The organism is Arthrobacter sp. P1_D12, from assembly GCF_056406175.1.
The window spans coordinates 25,348-40,990 of sequence record NZ_JBFUAR010000020.1 but is presented as its reverse complement, the minus strand read 5'-3'; the positions used below and the strand labels follow the sequence as shown (position 1 = coordinate 40,990).

15 protein-coding genes and 1 tRNA gene are annotated in these 15,643 nt (G+C 66.1%); 10 read left to right on the top strand and 6 right to left on the bottom strand.

The window, feature by feature from the left end; genetic code table 11:
• The first annotated feature begins 168 nt into the window (after positions 1–168).
• On the top strand, positions 169–738 hold the full coding sequence (locus AC1DZV_RS15520) for a hypothetical protein (protein WP_459385949.1): 570 nt from the start codon (positions 169–171) through the stop codon (positions 736–738).
• Between the two features lie 150 nt (positions 739–888).
• Here AC1DZV_RS15520 and AC1DZV_RS15515 read toward each other — a convergent pair whose 3' ends face one another.
• Positions 889–1,569 (bottom strand): response regulator transcription factor, encoded by a 681-nt coding sequence (locus tag AC1DZV_RS15515; RefSeq protein WP_028276348.1) that lies wholly within the window; start codon positions 1,567–1,569, stop codon positions 889–891.
• Entirely contained in the window at positions 1,566–2,798 is a 1,233-nt protein-coding gene (locus AC1DZV_RS15510; protein WP_223915308.1) for a sensor histidine kinase, read from the bottom strand. The genes AC1DZV_RS15515 and AC1DZV_RS15510 overlap by 4 nt, the downstream gene beginning before the upstream one ends.
• Positions 2,799–3,005: 207 nt before the next feature.
• Between AC1DZV_RS15510 and phoU the strand changes: the two genes are divergently transcribed.
• On the top strand, positions 3,006–3,668 hold the full coding sequence (gene phoU, locus AC1DZV_RS15505) for a phosphate signaling complex protein PhoU (RefSeq protein WP_079552056.1): 663 nt from the start codon (positions 3,006–3,008) through the stop codon (positions 3,666–3,668).
• A gap of 166 nt (positions 3,669–3,834) precedes the next feature.
• Here the strand turns inward: phoU and AC1DZV_RS15500 are convergent, their stop codons facing one another.
• Positions 3,835–4,581, bottom strand: coding sequence for a phosphoglyceromutase (locus AC1DZV_RS15500; protein ID WP_476949784.1), 747 nt, complete (start codon positions 4,579–4,581; stop codon positions 3,835–3,837).
• A 178-nt stretch (positions 4,582–4,759) separates the two neighbouring features.
• Here AC1DZV_RS15500 and AC1DZV_RS15495 point away from each other — a divergent pair, with 178 nt between their 5' ends.
• The gene (locus tag AC1DZV_RS15495; RefSeq protein WP_476949785.1) at positions 4,760–5,608 is read left to right on the top strand and encodes a class I SAM-dependent methyltransferase; all 849 of its coding nucleotides are present in this window, start codon (positions 4,760–4,762) and stop codon (positions 5,606–5,608) included.
• 13 nt (positions 5,609–5,621) lie between these two features.
• On the opposite strand, the gene AC1DZV_RS15490 is transcribed toward AC1DZV_RS15495, so the two are convergent.
• Positions 5,622–5,981: a DUF2516 family protein gene (locus AC1DZV_RS15490; RefSeq protein ID WP_028276353.1), complete on the bottom strand. Its 360-nt coding sequence runs from the start codon at positions 5,979–5,981 to the stop codon at positions 5,622–5,624.
• 9 nt (positions 5,982–5,990) lie between these two features.
• A complete protein-coding gene (locus AC1DZV_RS15485) occupies positions 5,991–7,187 on the bottom strand; it encodes a trans-sulfuration enzyme family protein (protein ID WP_476949786.1) in 1,197 nt (398 codons plus the stop codon).
• Between the two features lie 134 nt (positions 7,188–7,321).
• Between AC1DZV_RS15485 and tmk the strand changes: the two genes are divergently transcribed.
• The 5 genes from tmk to AC1DZV_RS15460 all read left to right on the top strand — a co-directional run bounded on the left by tmk (position 7,322) and on the right by AC1DZV_RS15460 (position 11,917).
• Entirely contained in the window at positions 7,322–7,978 is a 657-nt protein-coding gene (tmk, locus tag AC1DZV_RS15480) for a dTMP kinase (protein ID WP_028276354.1), read from the top strand.
• On the top strand, positions 7,975–9,117 hold the full coding sequence (locus AC1DZV_RS15475; protein ID WP_476954044.1) for a DNA polymerase III subunit delta': 1,143 nt from the start codon (positions 7,975–7,977) through the stop codon (positions 9,115–9,117). Before tmk ends, AC1DZV_RS15475 begins: the two co-directional genes overlap by 4 nt.
• A gap of 60 nt (positions 9,118–9,177) precedes the next feature.
• On the top strand, positions 9,178–10,761 hold the full coding sequence (locus tag AC1DZV_RS15470; RefSeq protein ID WP_476949787.1) for an alpha/beta hydrolase: 1,584 nt from the start codon (positions 9,178–9,180) through the stop codon (positions 10,759–10,761).
• A 114-nt stretch (positions 10,762–10,875) separates the two neighbouring features.
• Positions 10,876–10,948, top strand: a tRNA-Thr gene (locus tag AC1DZV_RS15465).
• Positions 10,949–11,023: 75 nt separating this feature from the next.
• Complete coding sequence (locus AC1DZV_RS15460; protein ID WP_476949788.1) at positions 11,024–11,917, top strand: helix-turn-helix transcriptional regulator; 894 nt, start codon at positions 11,024–11,026, stop codon at positions 11,915–11,917.
• A gap of 96 nt (positions 11,918–12,013) precedes the next feature.
• Here AC1DZV_RS15460 and AC1DZV_RS15455 read toward each other — a convergent pair whose 3' ends face one another.
• Positions 12,014–12,166, bottom strand: coding sequence for a hypothetical protein (locus AC1DZV_RS15455; protein ID WP_476949789.1), 153 nt, complete (start codon positions 12,164–12,166; stop codon positions 12,014–12,016).
• 489 nt (positions 12,167–12,655) lie between these two features.
• Here AC1DZV_RS15455 and AC1DZV_RS15450 point away from each other — a divergent pair, with 489 nt between their 5' ends.
• Together AC1DZV_RS15450 and AC1DZV_RS15445 are read left to right on the top strand one after the other, a co-directional pair.
• Positions 12,656–13,108: a hypothetical protein gene (locus AC1DZV_RS15450; RefSeq protein WP_476949790.1), complete on the top strand. Its 453-nt coding sequence runs from the start codon at positions 12,656–12,658 to the stop codon at positions 13,106–13,108.
• A 169-nt stretch (positions 13,109–13,277) separates the two neighbouring features.
• Positions 13,278–15,629 carry a PxKF domain-containing protein gene (locus AC1DZV_RS15445; protein WP_476954043.1) on the top strand — a complete coding sequence of 784 codons (2,352 nt, stop codon included), beginning with the start codon at positions 13,278–13,280 and terminating at the stop codon, positions 15,627–15,629.
• The last annotated feature ends 14 nt before the right edge of the window (positions 15,630–15,643 follow it).

Genomic DNA, 15,643 nt, shown 5'->3' with positions numbered 1-15,643 from the left:
GCCAAGAGGTTTCCGTCCCCCGCCGAGCCGGGTCCCGTCGCCGGAGGAGCACACTTGACCGCGCTTGTGTGTAGTCGCCGAATCCTTGTTTGCGGCCGATTGCGGCTAGGCTATGGCTGAATAATGTTTCAAGACTCTCAAGGAGTGCGTGACGTGCGTTTCACTGCGATGAACCGGGGCCAGCGCGGCAAGCTGGCAATGGCAACGGCTGCACTTGGCATCGGCCTGTTGTCCCTGACCGGCTGCGGCTACATCAACGCCCAGCAGACCACGGAGCAGTACGCGGCCTCGGACGGAACCCGGACGGATCTCGGTGCGCTGCAGCTGCGCAACTTCATCATCGTCTCCGATGGCGAGGACAAGCCGGGCCGTGTGATCGGCGCCGTGTACAACACCTCATCCAACGACGTGGTGCTGACCATCAAGGGTGCGGAGGGCTCGCAGACCCAGGTTCCGGTCAAGAAGAACTCCTACACCATGCTCAACGACTCCACCGACGCCGCGATCCTGACCCCGGCCGGCGCCAAGCCGGGCGCCGTCCTCGAGGTCACCATCTCCGAGAACGGCACCAACAAGGAAGCCAAGTTCACGGTTCCGGTCATGGACGGCACGATCGTCGACTACAAGTCGTACCTGCCGACGCCGGCGCCCACCGAGTCCGGCACGGCCACGTCGACGGAGACGGCTACGCCGACCGAGACGGCCACGCCGACGCCGAGCAGCACGGCCGGCCACTAGCTTCAACGGCTGGACCTATTGCAAAAGGAGGGGCACCTGTAGGTGCCCCTCCTTTTGCGTGTCCGCTGATGTTCAACTGCGCCGGACTTCCAGCGGCCCGGCAGCCCGGCGTCAGGGCAGTAGCGGCCGCCGGGCTGCCTCGTCCGACCTTTAGGGCTCGAACTTGTAGCCCAGCCCCCGGACGGTGATCAGGTACCGCGGCGCGGACGCATCCGGCTCGATCTTGCTGCGCAGCCGCTTGACGTGGACGTCGAGGGTCTTGGTGTCCCCCACGTAGTCGGAGCCCCAGACCCTGTCGATCAGCTGCCCGCGGGTCAGGACCCGGCCGGAGTTCCGCAGCAGCATTTCCAGCAGCTCGAACTCCTTGAGCGGCAAGGCGACCTGCTCACCCCCGACGCTGACCACGTGGCGTTCAATGTCCATCCGAACGGGACCGGCCTGCACCGTGGTGGAGACAAGTTCCTCCGGCTCGCTCTGGCGCCGCAGGACTGCCCGGACCCGGGCCACGAGTTCCCGCGAGGAGTAGGGCTTGGTGACATAGTCGTCGGCACCCAGCTCGAGCCCCACCACCTTATCGATTTCCGAGTCCTTGGCCGTCAGCATGATCACGGGCACCCCGGAGCGCTGCCGGAGTTGGCGGCAGACCTCCGTGCCGGACTGGCCAGGCAGCTGCAGGTCCAGGAGCACGAGGTCGGCACCGTTGCGGTCGAATTCGGTGATGGCGTCCAGTCCGTTGTCCACCACCTCCACTTCGAAGCCTTCTTTACCCAACAGGTAGGACAGGGGGTCGCTGAAGGACTCCTCGTCCTCGACAATCAGAATCCTGCTCAAGCGGTAGCTCCTTGCTCATGGACGCCTGCGGCGTCACGTCGTTGCGGTCTGGGGTCCCGACTGGAAGTTTGGGCAGCGGGCTTGCCCGCCTCGGGGGCGTCCCCGTCGTCCTGCCCTTCTATCTCGGGAAGTCGAATGGTGAACGTAGAACCCTGGCCGAGCCGGGACCACAGGGTCACCTCGCCGCCGTGGTTGGAAATGACGTGCTTGACGATGCTCAGGCCAAGCCCGGTGCCGCCGGTCTGCCGCGAGCGGGCAGCATCCACACGGTAGAAGCGCTCAAAGACGCGCTCCTGGTCCTCGGCGCTGAGCCCATCGCCCTGGTCCGTCACCGAGACCGCCACGAGACCGTCCTTGGCCCGGATGCCCACGCCCACCTTGGTGTTCTCCGGCGAGTAGCGGATGGCGTTATCGATCAGGTTGCGCAGGGCGGTCACGAGCAGGTCCTGGTCGCCGTAGACCAGGGCATCGGCGTGCCCGCCGACCACCAGCTGGATGTTCTTGCTCTCGGCCGGCAGCACGGAGCGGTCCACGGCCTCGCTGACCACAAGGTTGATGTCCACCGGGCGGCCCTGCTGCGCGACGTTGGCGCCCTGGAGCCGGGAGAGTTCAATGATGTCCTGGACAAGCGCCGCAAGCCGTGTCGACTCCTTGTGCATGCGCTTGGCGAACCGCTTCACCGCCTCGGGGTCGTCAGCGGACGACTCGAGTGCCTCAGCCAGGAGCGAGATCGCCCCGACCGGTGTCTTCAGTTCGTGGGAGACGTTCGCGACGAAGTCGTTGCGGACTTCCTCGGTGCGGGTGAATTCAGTCCGGTCATCGGCCAGCAGGAGGACATATTCCTCCGTGATGACGGCGGCCCGGACCTGGACAACTATCGTGCCCTGGCCGAGCGGGCCGCGCGGCAGTTCCAGCTGCTGTTCGAGGATGACGCCGTCCCGCCGCACCTTGGCCGTCAGTTCCAGCAGCTGCTGGTGGACCACCGTGTGCCCGCGGACCAGGCCGTAGGCGTAGGCGGCCGGGCTGGCGCGGACCACGCCGTCGATCGCATCCACCACCACGAACGCGCGGCCGAGGACGGCGAGCACTTCCGCGGCCCCCTCGGGCAGCGAAGGGTCATCGACGTCGACGTCGACAATATGCCGCTGCTGCTCACTGACCCGGAACGCGAGTACGCCGAACATGCCAAACGAGAGGCCGATCAGGCCGGCGATCACGCCGATGAGCATTGGATCCACGGCTCCAGCTTATGCTCTGCCACGTGACCGAAACCGAAATCTCCTGCGATTCGGGCAGCGGTTCAGCTAACGTTCACCTATTGGGGCGTAACAGTTCACCGGACACTGAAAGAGTTGACAGTTGGAGCGCCGGTAGGTGAACCGAAATAGGCCCGCCACTTCGATTGCAGGCAATATTTCCGAGGAAAGGACGCACACGTGCGTAAGGTTTTTCAGGAGGAGCTCGCCCAGGTAAGGGAACAGCTCGTCGAGATCTCAGCGCTGGTCACAGAGGCCATCGACAAGGCCACGACAGCTTTCCAGGGCGCCGATATCGACCTCGCCGAGGACGTGATTGCCGCCGATGCCCGCATCGACTTCCTGCAGAACAGCCTCGACGAGCGGGCCATCGACATCCTCGCCCTCCAGGGCCCGGTGGCGAGCGATCTGCGCATGCTGGTTGGTTCGCTCCGGATGAGCGCCTCGCTCGAACGCATGGGCGACCTCGCCCGGCACCTGGCCCAGCTGGCGCGTCTGCGCTATCCGGCGTCAGTGGTCCCGGACCAGCTGCGGGAGACCTTCAAGGCTTTCGCGGAACAGGACCTGCTGATCGCCCAGAAGCTCACGGAGCTGCTGGCAACCCGCGACCTCGGCGTGGCCCGGGAGATCATGAAGGCCAATGGCGCCGTCAACGACCTTCACCTGAGCGTTTTCCAGGCGATCGCCCGCAGCGACTGGCAGGAGTCGCCGGCCACCACGGTGGACGTTGCCCTGGCCAGCCGCTACTTCGAGCGCTTCGCGGATCACGGCGTCTCCGTGGCCCAGAAGGTCACGTACCTGGTGACGGGCGCGTGGCAGCCGAGCACGATCGAGCACAACTGACTCCGGCCGACTGCGGCTGACTCAACCGCAGGTACAACGGCGCCGGTACAACGGCGCTGATAGCACCGCGCTGATACGAACGACGGCGTCCGGTCACCTTGGGGGKGGCCGGACGCCGTCGTTTGTGCTCTGTGCCTTGCTTAGTGCTTGGCCGGGCGGGGGCCGGTTACTTCTTGCCCTGGTTGGCGACTGCCTTGATGGCCTCGGCGGCGGCCTCGGGATCGAGGTAGGTGCCGCCCGGGTTCAGCGGCTTGAAGTCGTCATCCAGTTCGTAGACCAGCGGGATGCCGGTGGGGATGTTCAGGCTGGCGATGTCCTCGTCGCTGATCCCGTCAAGGTGCTTGACGAGTGCACGGAGCGAGTTGCCGTGGGCGGTGACCAGGACGGTCTTACCGGCCCTGAGGTCTTCCTTGATGTCTGATTCCCAGTACGGCATGAGCCGGATCAGGACATCCTTGAGGCATTCGGTGCGCGGGATGGCGTCGCCGAGGTCCGCGTAGCGCGGGTCCCCCACCTGGGAGAACTCGGAATCGTCAGCCAGGGGCGGCGGCGGGGTGTCGTAGGACCGGCGCCACAGCATGAACTGCTCCTCACCGAATTCGGCGAGGGTCTGGGCCTTGTCCTTGCCCTGCAGCGCGCCGTAGTGGCGCTCGTTGAGCCGCCAGTCGCGCTTGACGTCGATCCAGCCGCGGTCGGCTTTTTCCAGGGCCATGTTTGCCGTGTTGATGGCCCGCTTCAACCGCGAGGTGTAGAGGATGTCGGGGAGGATGTTGTTCTCCACGAGCAGCTCGCCGCCGCGCACCGCCTCGGCACGGCCCTGGTCATTGAGGTCAACGTCCACCCAGCCGGTGAACAGGTTCTTGGCATTCCAGTCGCTGTGGCCGTGGCGCAGCAGAATCAGCTTGTAAGTCATGGTTTTCATCCTAGCCGAGCGGTTGGCGGCGGTGCCGAGCGTTACACAGCGCGCGTTTCAGAGCGTGCCTCACTTCCTGCTTCACCGCCCGCTTCAGGGCAACGCGGGGTCGCTGCCGGTCCATCCAGCGGCCACCACGGAAGTGAGGTGACCCCGCGTTGGAGGATAGGCTTGGGCGGTGGTGCAGAAGGCTGAACGGGTGCTGGCCCCCCGGAACAAGGGCGGAACGAGGGGCAGCGCGCGCGGCGGCAGGCCCGTGGGTAACGTGACCCGCGGAACCACGAACCCCAACCGGATGCGCCGCGTGGACCGCTGGCTGACCGGGCCGCAGGCATGGCGGCTGCGGGCCGCGGCCCATCCTCTCACCGTCGACCTTGGGTACGGCGCCTCACCGGCCACCGCCGTCGAACTCTTCGAACGCCTTGCCGCGGTCCGCGGGGACGTACAAATGGTGGGGATCGAAATCGAACCGGAGCGCGTCCGGCAGGCCCAAGCCCTTGAACGGCCCGGCCTAAGGTTCCAGCTGGGCGGCTTCGAACTGCCCATGACCGGAGAGCCCGTGCTGGTCCGCGCCTTCAACGTGCTGCGGCAGTACGAGGAGGCCGACGTGGCGGGCATCTGGCGGCTGGTGCAGGACCGGCTGGCCCCGGGCGGGCTGTTCATCGACGGCACGTGCGATGAGATCGGGCGGCGCGCCGCCTGGGTGGCGCTGGACGTCGAGCGGCCGCTGAGCCTGAGCCTGTCCATGCGGTTCGGTGCCTTCGTGCTGCCCTCCGACGTTGCCGAAAGGCTCCCGAAGGCCCTGATCCACCGCAATGTGCCCGGCGAGAAGATCCACGCCTACCTGCAGGCGATGGACCAAGCCTGGCTGGAAGCGGCGCCGCTGGCGGCCTTCGGAAACCGGCAGCGCTTCGGGGCGATGTGCCGCGCACTGCTCGACGCCGGTTGGCCGATCCAGGACGGCCCGTCCCGCTGGCGGCTGGGCGAAGTGACGGTCGGCTGGGAAGCCGTGGCCCCGGGAGCTTAGGTGCCCCCGGTGGTCACCAGGGGCCGTAGGGGCCCATGTTGCTGCCGCGGCCGCGGCCGGCGTCCTTGACGGCGGGGCGGACGTCGGCGAGGTACACGGACGCAGCCGTCACCGCCGCAAGGCCGAAAATGCCTAGCGAACTGGCGCCGCCACCGCTGCCCAGCTGCGAGAGCAGGGAAAACAGTCCCACGGCGAACGCGCCGCCGGTCAGGGCCAGCCAGAAGGTCTTGGTTCGCTTCGATACGGCCTCGAACGCGTTGGCCTTGTGCCGGAGGCAATCGAAAAACGCCCATGCCTCAAGGACAAAGGCCACGACAGCCAGGACCAGGTAAACCCCGGATTCGACAAAGTAAATGAGTATGCGTCCGTCCACTCCCCCAGCCTAGCCGTCCAGAGTGCCCAATGCCTGCTCCAAATCGGCCCAAAGGTCTTCCACGTTCTCAATGCCCACGCTCATCCGGACCAGGTTGTCCGGCACGCTCTCCGGCTCGGCGGCGTGCCGGCGCCGGCGTTCGATCAGGGATTCCACCCCACCCAGGGAGGTCGCGGGGAGCCAAAGCTGCAGGGCGCGGATCATGCGGTCCGCGGCGTCCGCGCCGCTGAGGCCGCTGCCTTGCCCACCCACCGGTGCCACCTCGATGCACAGGACGGAACCGAAACCCTTCATCTGTTCCTTGGCCCGCGTGTGGCCGGGGTCCGAGGCCAGCCCGGGGAAGCGGACGCCGGCCACCTTCGGATGACCGTCGAGCCGCTCGGCCAGGATTTGGGCCGACGCCTGCGAACGCTCGATCCGCAGCGCCAGGGTGCGGAGCCCGCGCAGCGCCAGCCACGCCTCGAATGGTCCGGCGATTCCGCCGTGGATGGTGCGGTGGTGCAGCAGGGCGGCGCGGAGACCGGCGTCGGACGTCACCAGGGCACCGAGTACGACGTCGGAGTGGCCGGAGAGGTACTTGGTCACCGAATGCAGCACGACGTCGGAGCCCAGGCTCAGGGGCTGCTGCACCAGGGGCGTGGAAAAGGTGTTGTCCGTGACGACGATGGCGCCGGCCTCATGCGCCGCGGCGGTCAGGGCCCGCATGTCCGCGACGCCGAGCATGGGGTTCGTGGGGCTCTCCAGCCAGAGCATGCTGGCGGCGCGCCCGCCGGCCGGGGCAAGCGCCGCAAGTACAGCGTCGGTGTCCGCGATGTCCACCGTCCGCAGCTCGAGGAACCCTTTGGCCGCCAGTTCGGTGGCCATGGTGACCGATCCCGCGTAGCTGTGCGACGGCATGACAAGCACGCCCTGGGCGGGCACCAGGGACAGGGCCGAACTCACGGCGGCGAGTCCCGAGGCGTAGAGCAGGCCCGGCAGTTCCGCGCCCTCCAACTGGCCCAGCGCCTCTTCAAAGGGGTCCCACGTGGGGTTGGAATACCGGCCGTAGCCGCGGTCGCCGTCGCCCAGCGGTCCCGTACCGAAGTAGGTCGAGGACAGCACCAGCGGCGGGTTGACCGGTTCGTCTCGGGTGCGCGGCGGGCGCCCTGCCGCGACGACCAGGGAATCCGGCGAAAGCGAGGCGGCCTGTTCTTCAGTAAGACTCATGAGGACAGGGTACGTGGGCGCCCGGCAGGGTACCCAAGCCGTTACGCCGCAGACTTTGCGCAGACTAGAGTGTCGGTGATTGTCGGTACTCTTGAACGGTGACTACCCAGAGCCCCGGAGCGTCCGGCCGAAAGTTGACCGGCCTGTTGCCCGGACTGTTTATTGCCTTCGAGGGCGGAGACGGCGCCGGCAAGTCCACGCAGGCGGCTGAACTCGCCAAAGCCCTGGAATCGGATGGTTTTACCGTGCTGCGGACCCGGGAACCGGGCGGCACGGCGATCGGTGAGAAGCTTCGGTCCCTCGTGCTGGATCACGGCCACGGCCACATCGATGCCCATACCGAGGCCCTGATTTTCGCGGCGTCCCGGGCGGCGCACGCGAGCCAGGTCATCCGCCCCGCCCTGGAACGCGGCGAGATCGTCCTCACGGACCGGTACATCGATTCCTCGGTCGCGTACCAGGGCGCCGGCCGAGGCCTCGGAACGCAGGCGGTCCGGGACATCAATGCCTGGGCCACATCGGACCTGCAGCCGGACCTGACGGTACTCCTCGACGTCGAGCCCGCCGTTGGCCGGCAGCGGCGCACCGCCGGCGAGGCTGCCGAAGACCGCCTCGAGTCCGAGGCCGACGAATTCCATGCCAAGATCCGGGCGGCCTTCCTGGACCTCGCCTCGGCCCGGCCGGAGGCGTATCTGGTGCTGCCCGCCCGGCTGCCCGTCGCCGAACTCGCCGCCCGGATCCTCGAGCGCGTCGAATCCCTGCTGGCCGTCACCCAAAGCAGCACAGCATGACGGTCTGGGACGACCTCCAGGGCCAGGACGCCGTCGTGGCCCAGTTGCGCCAGGCGGCCCAGAACGAAGGGCTCACGCACGCGTGGCTTTTCACCGGACCGCCCGGCTCCGGCCGTTCCAACGCCGCGAAGGCGTTCGCCGCGGCCCTGAACTGCGACCAGGAGGACGTCAGCCTGCGCGGCTGCGGCGAATGCCCGGCGTGCCTGACCATCCTCGGCGAAACCCATTCCGACGTCTCGTTCGTGCGGACGGAGAAGGTCACCATCACCATCGACGAGGCGCGTGAGCTCGTGTCCACCGCCGGGAACCGGCCCTCGTCGGGCCGGTGGCGGATCATCGTGGTGGAGGACGCGGACCGGATGGCCGAGCGGACCACCAACGTGCTGCTCAAGGCCATCGAGGAACCCACGCCCCGCACCGTCTGGATGCTCTGCGCCCCCTCCCCCGCCGATGTCCTGGTGACCATCCGCTCCCGCTGCCGGCCGGTGGCACTGCGGCTTCCGCCGGCCGCCGCCGTCGCTGCCCTGCKGGTCAMGCGCGACGGCGTGGACCCGGCGGTCGCCGAGCGGGCCGCCCGCGCGGCGCAGAGCCACGTCGGGATCGCCCGCCGCCTGGCCCGGGACCCGGAGGCCCGGGAGCGCCGGCTCGAGACGGTGCGGTTTCCGCTGTCCCTTCGCGGCGTCACGGCGGCGGTCATGATGGCCGAGAAACTGGTCAAGATCGCCACCGAGGAAGCCAACAGCTCCAACGACGAGCGCGACGCCGCCGAGAAGACCGCGCTTCTGGCCACCCTCGGGGCGCCCGAAAGCGGCACGCTGCCGCCAGCCATGCGGAGCCAGGTCAAGCAGCTCGAGGACGACCAGAAGCGACGCGCCAAGCGTTCCGTCACCGATTCCCTTGACCGCACCCTGACGGACCTGTTGTCCTTTTACCGGGATGTCCTGATCATCCAGATGGGGAACGCAGTGGAACTCGTCAACGTTGAACTCAGAAGCGAACTCGAAGATTTCGCCTCCCGTTCCACCGCCGAAGTGACCCTTGCCCGAATGGACGCCATCAACAAGGCCCGCACGCGGATCACCACCACCAACGTGGCCCCGCTGCTGACGATCGAGTCCATGGCTTCCAGCCTTATTTGACGGTTCCGGCCGCTCCAACGATCATCTTCGCTTTCGTTCCTAGCCTCCAAGGAGAACCGCATGAAGCCTGCTCGACCCCAGTCCGCAAGATCCCGATCCCTGACGATCGGCATGCGGGCCGTCGGCGCCGTGGCCCTGGCCCTCACGCTGGCCTCGTGCACCCTTTTCGGCGGCGGGGGCGGCAACGGGTCCAGTGCGCCGGCATCGGGGGCAGCGGGGCAGGCGGACCCGTCAATCGTGGCGGCCGCGCCGGCCGAACTGCGCAGCTACTACTCCCAGCAGGTCGACTGGAAACCGTGTGAAGGCAACTTCCAGTGCGCCAAGATCAAGGTTCCGCTGGACTACAGCAAGCCCGACGGCGAACGCATCGAGCTTGCCGCCATCAAGCTCGCCACGACAGGCGACAAGAAGGGCACCCTGATGGTCAATCCGGGCGGCCCGGGCGGCTCGGGGTACGACTTCGTCAGGGATGCGGCTAACACCCACATTTCGGACAAAGTCCGGTCCGCCTACGACATCGTGGGCTTCGACCCCCGCGGCGTGGAGCGCTCCGCCCCGGTCACGTGCCTCACGGACAAGGAACGCGACGCGTCCCGCGCCAAGACCTACGCCCTGGACACCGACGCCGGACTGGACGAGGCCTTGGCCGACAACAAGGCCATCGCTGCCAAGTGCGTGGAGAAAACCGGGCCGGTGCTGGCCCACATCGACACCGTCAGCGCCGCGAAGGACCTCGACATCCTGCGCGGGGTGGCCAACGACTCAAAGCTGAACTACCTCGGTTACTCCTACGGGACCCTGCTGGGCTCCACCTATGCGTCGCTGTTTCCGGACAATGTGGGCCGGTTGGTCCTCGACGGCGCCATGGACCCGTCGCTGAGCAACGAGGAACTGACCCGCGACCAGGCCGTGGCCTTCGAAAAGGCCCTCCACGCCTATGTCGCCAAGTGCCAGCAGACGTCCGGATGCCCCCTCGCGGGAAGCACCGAGGAAGGTGTCCAGCAGATCCGCAACGCCATCAGCGCGGCCGAGGCGAACCCGCTGCCGGCGAAGGACGGACGGAAGGTCTCGGGCTCCACGTTTGTCAGCGGCCTCATCATCCCGCTCTACAACAATGACAACTGGCCGATCCTCACCCGGGCGCTCGCCACCGCCCTGGCCGGCGACGGCACGGGCATGTTGCAGCTGGCCGACTTCGGCGCCGACCGCGATCCCAGCGGCACCTACACGTCAAACAGCACCTTCGCCTTCAACGCCATCAACTGCCTGGACTACCCGATGGTGTCCGACACCGCGTCCATGCGGGCCGAGGACCAGAAGCTGCGCCAGCTGTCGCCCACGTTTGGCTACTACTTCGCCTATGGCGGCAGCAACTGCAAGGACTGGCCGTACAAGAACGTCCGGACCCCTGCCCCGGTCGATTACAAGGGCTCGGCCCCGATTGTCGTAGTTGGAACCACCGGCGACCCGGCTACGCCCGTGCAATGGGCCAGTTCCCTGCGCAAGCAGCTTGGGAACGCCTCGCTGCTGACCTGGAAGGGTGAGGGCCACACGGCGTATGGCCGTTCCAACAGCTGCATCGGCAACGCTGTCGATGACTACCTGGTGGACGGAAAGGCCCCGGCGGACAACACCGTCTGCTAGGTCCGCGACAGGGCCGCATACTGGCTTCGGTCGCTCATTTTGACCCGGACGCCGGGACTCTATTACAGTTGTCTCTTGCATGATCCGCCCGGTTCGCCGGGCATTCATGTGGTTGCTTCCTTAGCTCAGTTGGTAGAGCGTCTCACTCGTAATGAGAAGGTCGCCAGTTCGATTCTGGCAGGAAGCTCGGGAAGAACCCCGTATCACCGTTGACTCAACGGGGATACGGGGTTTTTTGTTGATGGCGGCGGGATGGCCGTATGTGGCCAGGGCACCCAACGAACCACCTGGCGGCTATGACTTCAGACAACAACCGCTGCTGCGTTGGTATGCGTTTTCCGGCCAGACGGGACCCCAGTCCTACGGGCGGGTTCCTGATGCTCTGGCCAGCAGCAGCCAAAAACGCGCTTGGGAGGAATTGGCCCGTCCGTGGGGAATTGTTCATCACCTGTCCATACCGCTGGACATACGCGGCGGCGACCACAACGCCTTCCTTATCCACCGACCTGACCGTGACTTCACCGACCAAGAGCTTGCTCTGGCCAGGCTGTTGCAACCAATTCTGACGGGGATTGCCCTCCACTTTGGGATTGCCCAGTCGAATAGCGCGGCGAACCTCGACGGCTCCGCCCACGATCTGACGTCTCGAGAAATGACGATCCTGACCCTCCTGAGCCAGGGGCTGACCGCGGAAGGTCTGGCCAGACGACTGAGCATTTCCCCACGCACCGTGGGAAAGCACTTGGAGCACATCTACCGAAAGCTGGATGTATGCGACCGCCTGATGGCAGTGCAAACGGCACACGAACTGGGTCTCTTGACACCGACACCTGTCAATTTCCACGATCATCCCGAACAGAATATTTCCGCAACCCTCAGCCAGTGCTGGAATTGCGAATTTCCCATGCTGCTGTGGAATGCCGCGTCAGACAGGCCTGGCCAGCAGTACTCCTCTACTCCGGCAGATGTTCATCTCCTGCGTCAGGCCCGAAAAGTGGTCCCTGATCGGCGCACCGCTACTGAAAAAGACGGTCCTACCCGGGAAAGCAGAGCCCACTCCCGCTGCAGATCCTCGCCGGGGAAAGCCCCAGAAACAGCGGCAGCCGGCCGCCGAGCCGGTGGTCCGAACTCATTATCAGCGGCCAACTGTTCCTGAGGAGCTCCAGACGGACCGCAGGGAGACATGGGCTGAGCTGCACTCTCCCGAAGGGGTCGCCGAAGCCCGACGCAAATTCTTGGGGACAAGAGGACCTCAAACAAGGACGCGGAAGCCGTAGCGGGGAACGCTGAAGAAGCTCTTCGGGTCGTTGGCGGCCCGGAAGTCGTGGTGTAAGGCGATGGCGTCCACCGGCCGGGAGTGAACCACCGCGTACCGGGTCAGGTCCTCCACCCAGGGAAGGATCACGGTGTAATCCCCCACTTCCAGCCCATCGCCGAGCAAGCCCCGCCGTCGTAGACACCATTCCAAGCGAGATCCATCAGTTCATGGATGGCCGCCTCCACTGTTGGCGGCGTCCTCGCTCCATGGCGCTCCCGGGCACTGGCAGTCTCGTGGAGCTCGCAGGCGTGTCCTGGAGGTAGCGGCGAGCCGGGCGATCAACCATCCGTCAACGAAAGTCGCCACTCCCACCGTGGCAACTTGCCAGTTAGCTTCTTGGATGTCAGATGCCAGCTGTGGCCGGCGGTGGGAAGGTCGACTCAGGATAGCTGTACTCGCTCATGTCGCACCCTTTCCACCGCCGGCAACTGGTGGGGTTCCAGTCGATGCAGATGATAGAGGTGGGCACTGACATTTCCGCAGACAAAGATTCTGGTTGAGGATACGATGCAGTCACACACCTCCCGGGCGTCCCGGGGTCCAGCGTGTTGTCACTGACCGTTTTGGGGGAGCACAGTGAAGCGTCGAACATGGATCATCCTTGCGGCGGTGCTGGTCATTGGCGCCGTCGCATTCTTTTTTGTCCGGTCCGCGGAAGACAAGGTCACCGCCGACATGGTCTCCCGGGCCGAGCGGTTCGCAATTCCCGCGGATTGGAAGGTGGAGGACAACGTCGTTCGTCGGGAGATGTTCCTCTGCATGTCAACCAACCCGTGCCCGAGCATCGCCAAACGCTGGGATGCCGGCAAAAAACTCACCATCGATGATTTGAAGGCCGTGAGCTCCACAGCCGGTGTCCCCATGACCATCGAGGGCACCTGCACCCGGAGGCCTAACGTCGGCGGGACAACGACGGTCTGCAGCACCTCGGGAACCGACGGGGAGTACGACTACAAGTTCAATGTGACCAGCCCGGACAAAGACGACTTGACGAACTTCGTGGTCCTCCTGGTCGAACCGCACAGCTGACGCCTCAGGAAAACTCGGCCACTGGTTTCTCTAGTCAGTAGATAAACCCGCAGGTACCCTGAGACCATTCGGGCCGCATCCGTGGCCTTGAGCCGCCGCTGGGGCGGCATTTTTCCAGTTCAGTAACCACTTGGGGGTAATTGCTGTGCGTCCAAAATCTCCGTTACGCATGACCGCGGCCGTCCTAACCGCTGCCTTGTCCGCCTTCATGCTCACGCCGCCGGCGACGGCTGCCGACACTGTCGTCGCCGACGCCTTGATCCGTGACTGCGCGAACGTCGAAACGGTCTTCGCCCGCGGTTCGGGCCAGATCCTCGGTGAAGATCAGGTGACACGCTTCCAGAGCCAGATCGATGACCGAATTAACGACACCCTGACCACGAACCACTATGAGCTCGGAACCCAGCTCGTCAACGGGTACCAGTACGCCGCGGTCCCCGTTGGCGTGGAGACCTGGCAGGCCAGGCTGAACAGTGCCGGAGCGGCCGCGTCCGGCGGCGGAGCCCTCTGGTACGGCACCAGCGTCGACAACGGCGTGGAGGAAATGGCGTCCTACCTCAACGCCCGCTCAGCGAAATGCCCTTCGTCCTACTTCGTCATGGGCGGCTTCTCCCAGGGTGCACAGGTCGCCGGCGAGGCGTACAACCTAAAGCTCAGCGACGACGTGAAGAAGCATGTCGTCTACCAGGCGCTGTTCGGCGACCCCCGGCTCTGGCTCCCGGAAGGGGACGGCCTCGTCCCGCCGGCGTGCCCGGGACTCCCGCAGCGGTCCGAGTGGCGGTTCGATGTTCCGGACTGCGGCGTCGGCCGCGGCTCCCTGGGCGCCCGCGTCCCCTACCTCCCGGCAGGCTTCACTTCCAGCACCGGGCTATCCTGCGCCACCCACGACTTCGTGTGCGGCTCAAGCCCCTACCCGTGGGACACCGCCGGCCACGGGACCTACGATGACCCCGGCCACAGCATTGACCGTGCCGCGGTCGAAATCACCAAGCGCCTCAAGCCACTGTTCCCCGCCGGAACAGTCGACGACACAGTCACCCTCCCGGGTGCCGGAACCTCCGGCCTGGACGTGGTCTTCCTGATCGATACGACGGGCTCCATGTACGGCCGGATCGAGGCGACTAAGGCCTTCGCAGCGGACATGGCCGACACCATCAAGGCCAACCGCGGCCGGGTCGCCCTCGTTGAATACAAAGACGCCGGGGACTCGGTCACGGCACAAATCCTCAGCGGCTTCCAGGAAGACACCACCGAGTTCAGCACCAAGCTCTCCACCTTGTCCGCTGACGGCGGCGGGGACCGGCCAGAGGCGGCCCTGCACGCACTCATGACGGCCTTCAACGGGCTCACGTGGCGGGACGGCGCAACCAAGGCGGCCGTGGTTCTGACCGACGCCGACTACCACGATCCTGACCTGGTGGACGGAAGCACCCTCGCCTCGGTCGCCAAGCGCGCCCTGGAGATCGACCCGGTGAACGTCTACCCGGTCGTCCCCTCCTACTTCAGCAGCTTCTACACCGCGCTGGCCCAGGCCACAACGGGCCAGGTCATCGTCGACGGCGGCGACACCAAAGCAGCTCTCACCACCGCGCTGACCCGGCTGCAGGAACGCCCCGTGGCACTCCTCGAGCACCCTGAATACTGGGGCCCGACCGGCCAGGAGTTCACCTTTGACGCCTCAGCCTCCTACTCGCCGCATTCCTCGATCGCGAAGTACGACTGGGATTACAACGGTGACGGCACCTACGAGGAATCAACCACGACGCCGGTGGCCAAGCACACCTACCAGGCCAAGTCGGACGGAGTAATGCAGGTCCGCATGACAGATGCCGGCGGGCTTGTCGCCAACGCCTCGGCCGCCGTCCACGTCGGATCCGGGCCCCGCGACAACCTCCCCGCTGCACCGCTGAACGTGAAGACCGTGGCAACCTCCACGACCGGCACCACGAGCACCATCCAGGTGACCTGGGAATCCAGCGACCCCCGGGTGGGCGTCTGGGGCCTCAGCGTGGATGGCATCCCGGCAGGGGTCGTCGACGCTGCGAAACGGACTGCAACGATCACCGACGTCTCCCGGGCGAAGACCGCCGAAATCGGCGTCGTCGGATTCACTTCGGACCAGGCGATGGGAGACACGGGATCGGTCACCCTCCTGGCGGCGAGCTCGAGCTACAACTTCAGTGGGTTCATGGCACCGGTCGATCCTGCACCTGCCGTGAATGCCATGCAGGCCGGCCGGGCGGTGCCGATGAAGTTCAGCATCGCCGGCGACCACGGGCTTGGGATTCTCCCCGCTGGCTCCCCGACGTCGGCGAAGGTCACATGTGACACCGGCGCAGCGCTCAGCGAAGTGGAAACCACATCGACGGCGGGCGCCAGCAGCCTCTCCTACAGCGCCGGCGACGACATTTACACCTATGTCTGGAAGACCGACAAAGCCTGGGCTGGCACCTGCCGGACGTTCCAGCTGAAACTGGACGACGGCAGCACGCACACGGCGTCGTTCAAGTTCCGCAGCTGACGACCCGTCACAAA

Excerpts from the sequence above, each read along its gene's own strand:
- AC1DZV_RS15500 (WP_476949784.1), bottom strand. The coding sequence starts at position 4,581 with ATGACTTACAAGCTGATTCTGCTGCGCCACGGCCACAGCGACTGGAAT.
- AC1DZV_RS15470 (WP_476949787.1), top strand. The coding sequence starts at position 9,178 with ATGAAGCCTGCTCGACCCCAGTCCGCAAGATCCCGATCCCTGACGATC.
- AC1DZV_RS15445 (WP_476954043.1), top strand. The coding sequence starts at position 13,278 with ATGACCGCGGCCGTCCTAACCGCTGCCTTGTCCGCCTTCATGCTCACG.
- AC1DZV_RS15510 (WP_223915308.1), bottom strand. The coding sequence starts at position 2,798 with ATGCTCATCGGCGTGATCGCCGGCCTGATCGGCCTCTCGTTTGGCATG.
- AC1DZV_RS15520 (WP_459385949.1), top strand. The coding sequence starts at position 169 with ATGAACCGGGGCCAGCGCGGCAAGCTGGCAATGGCAACGGCTGCACTT.
- AC1DZV_RS15485 (WP_476949786.1), bottom strand. The coding sequence starts at position 7,187 with ATGAGTCTTACTGAAGAACAGGCCGCCTCGCTTTCGCCGGATTCCCTG.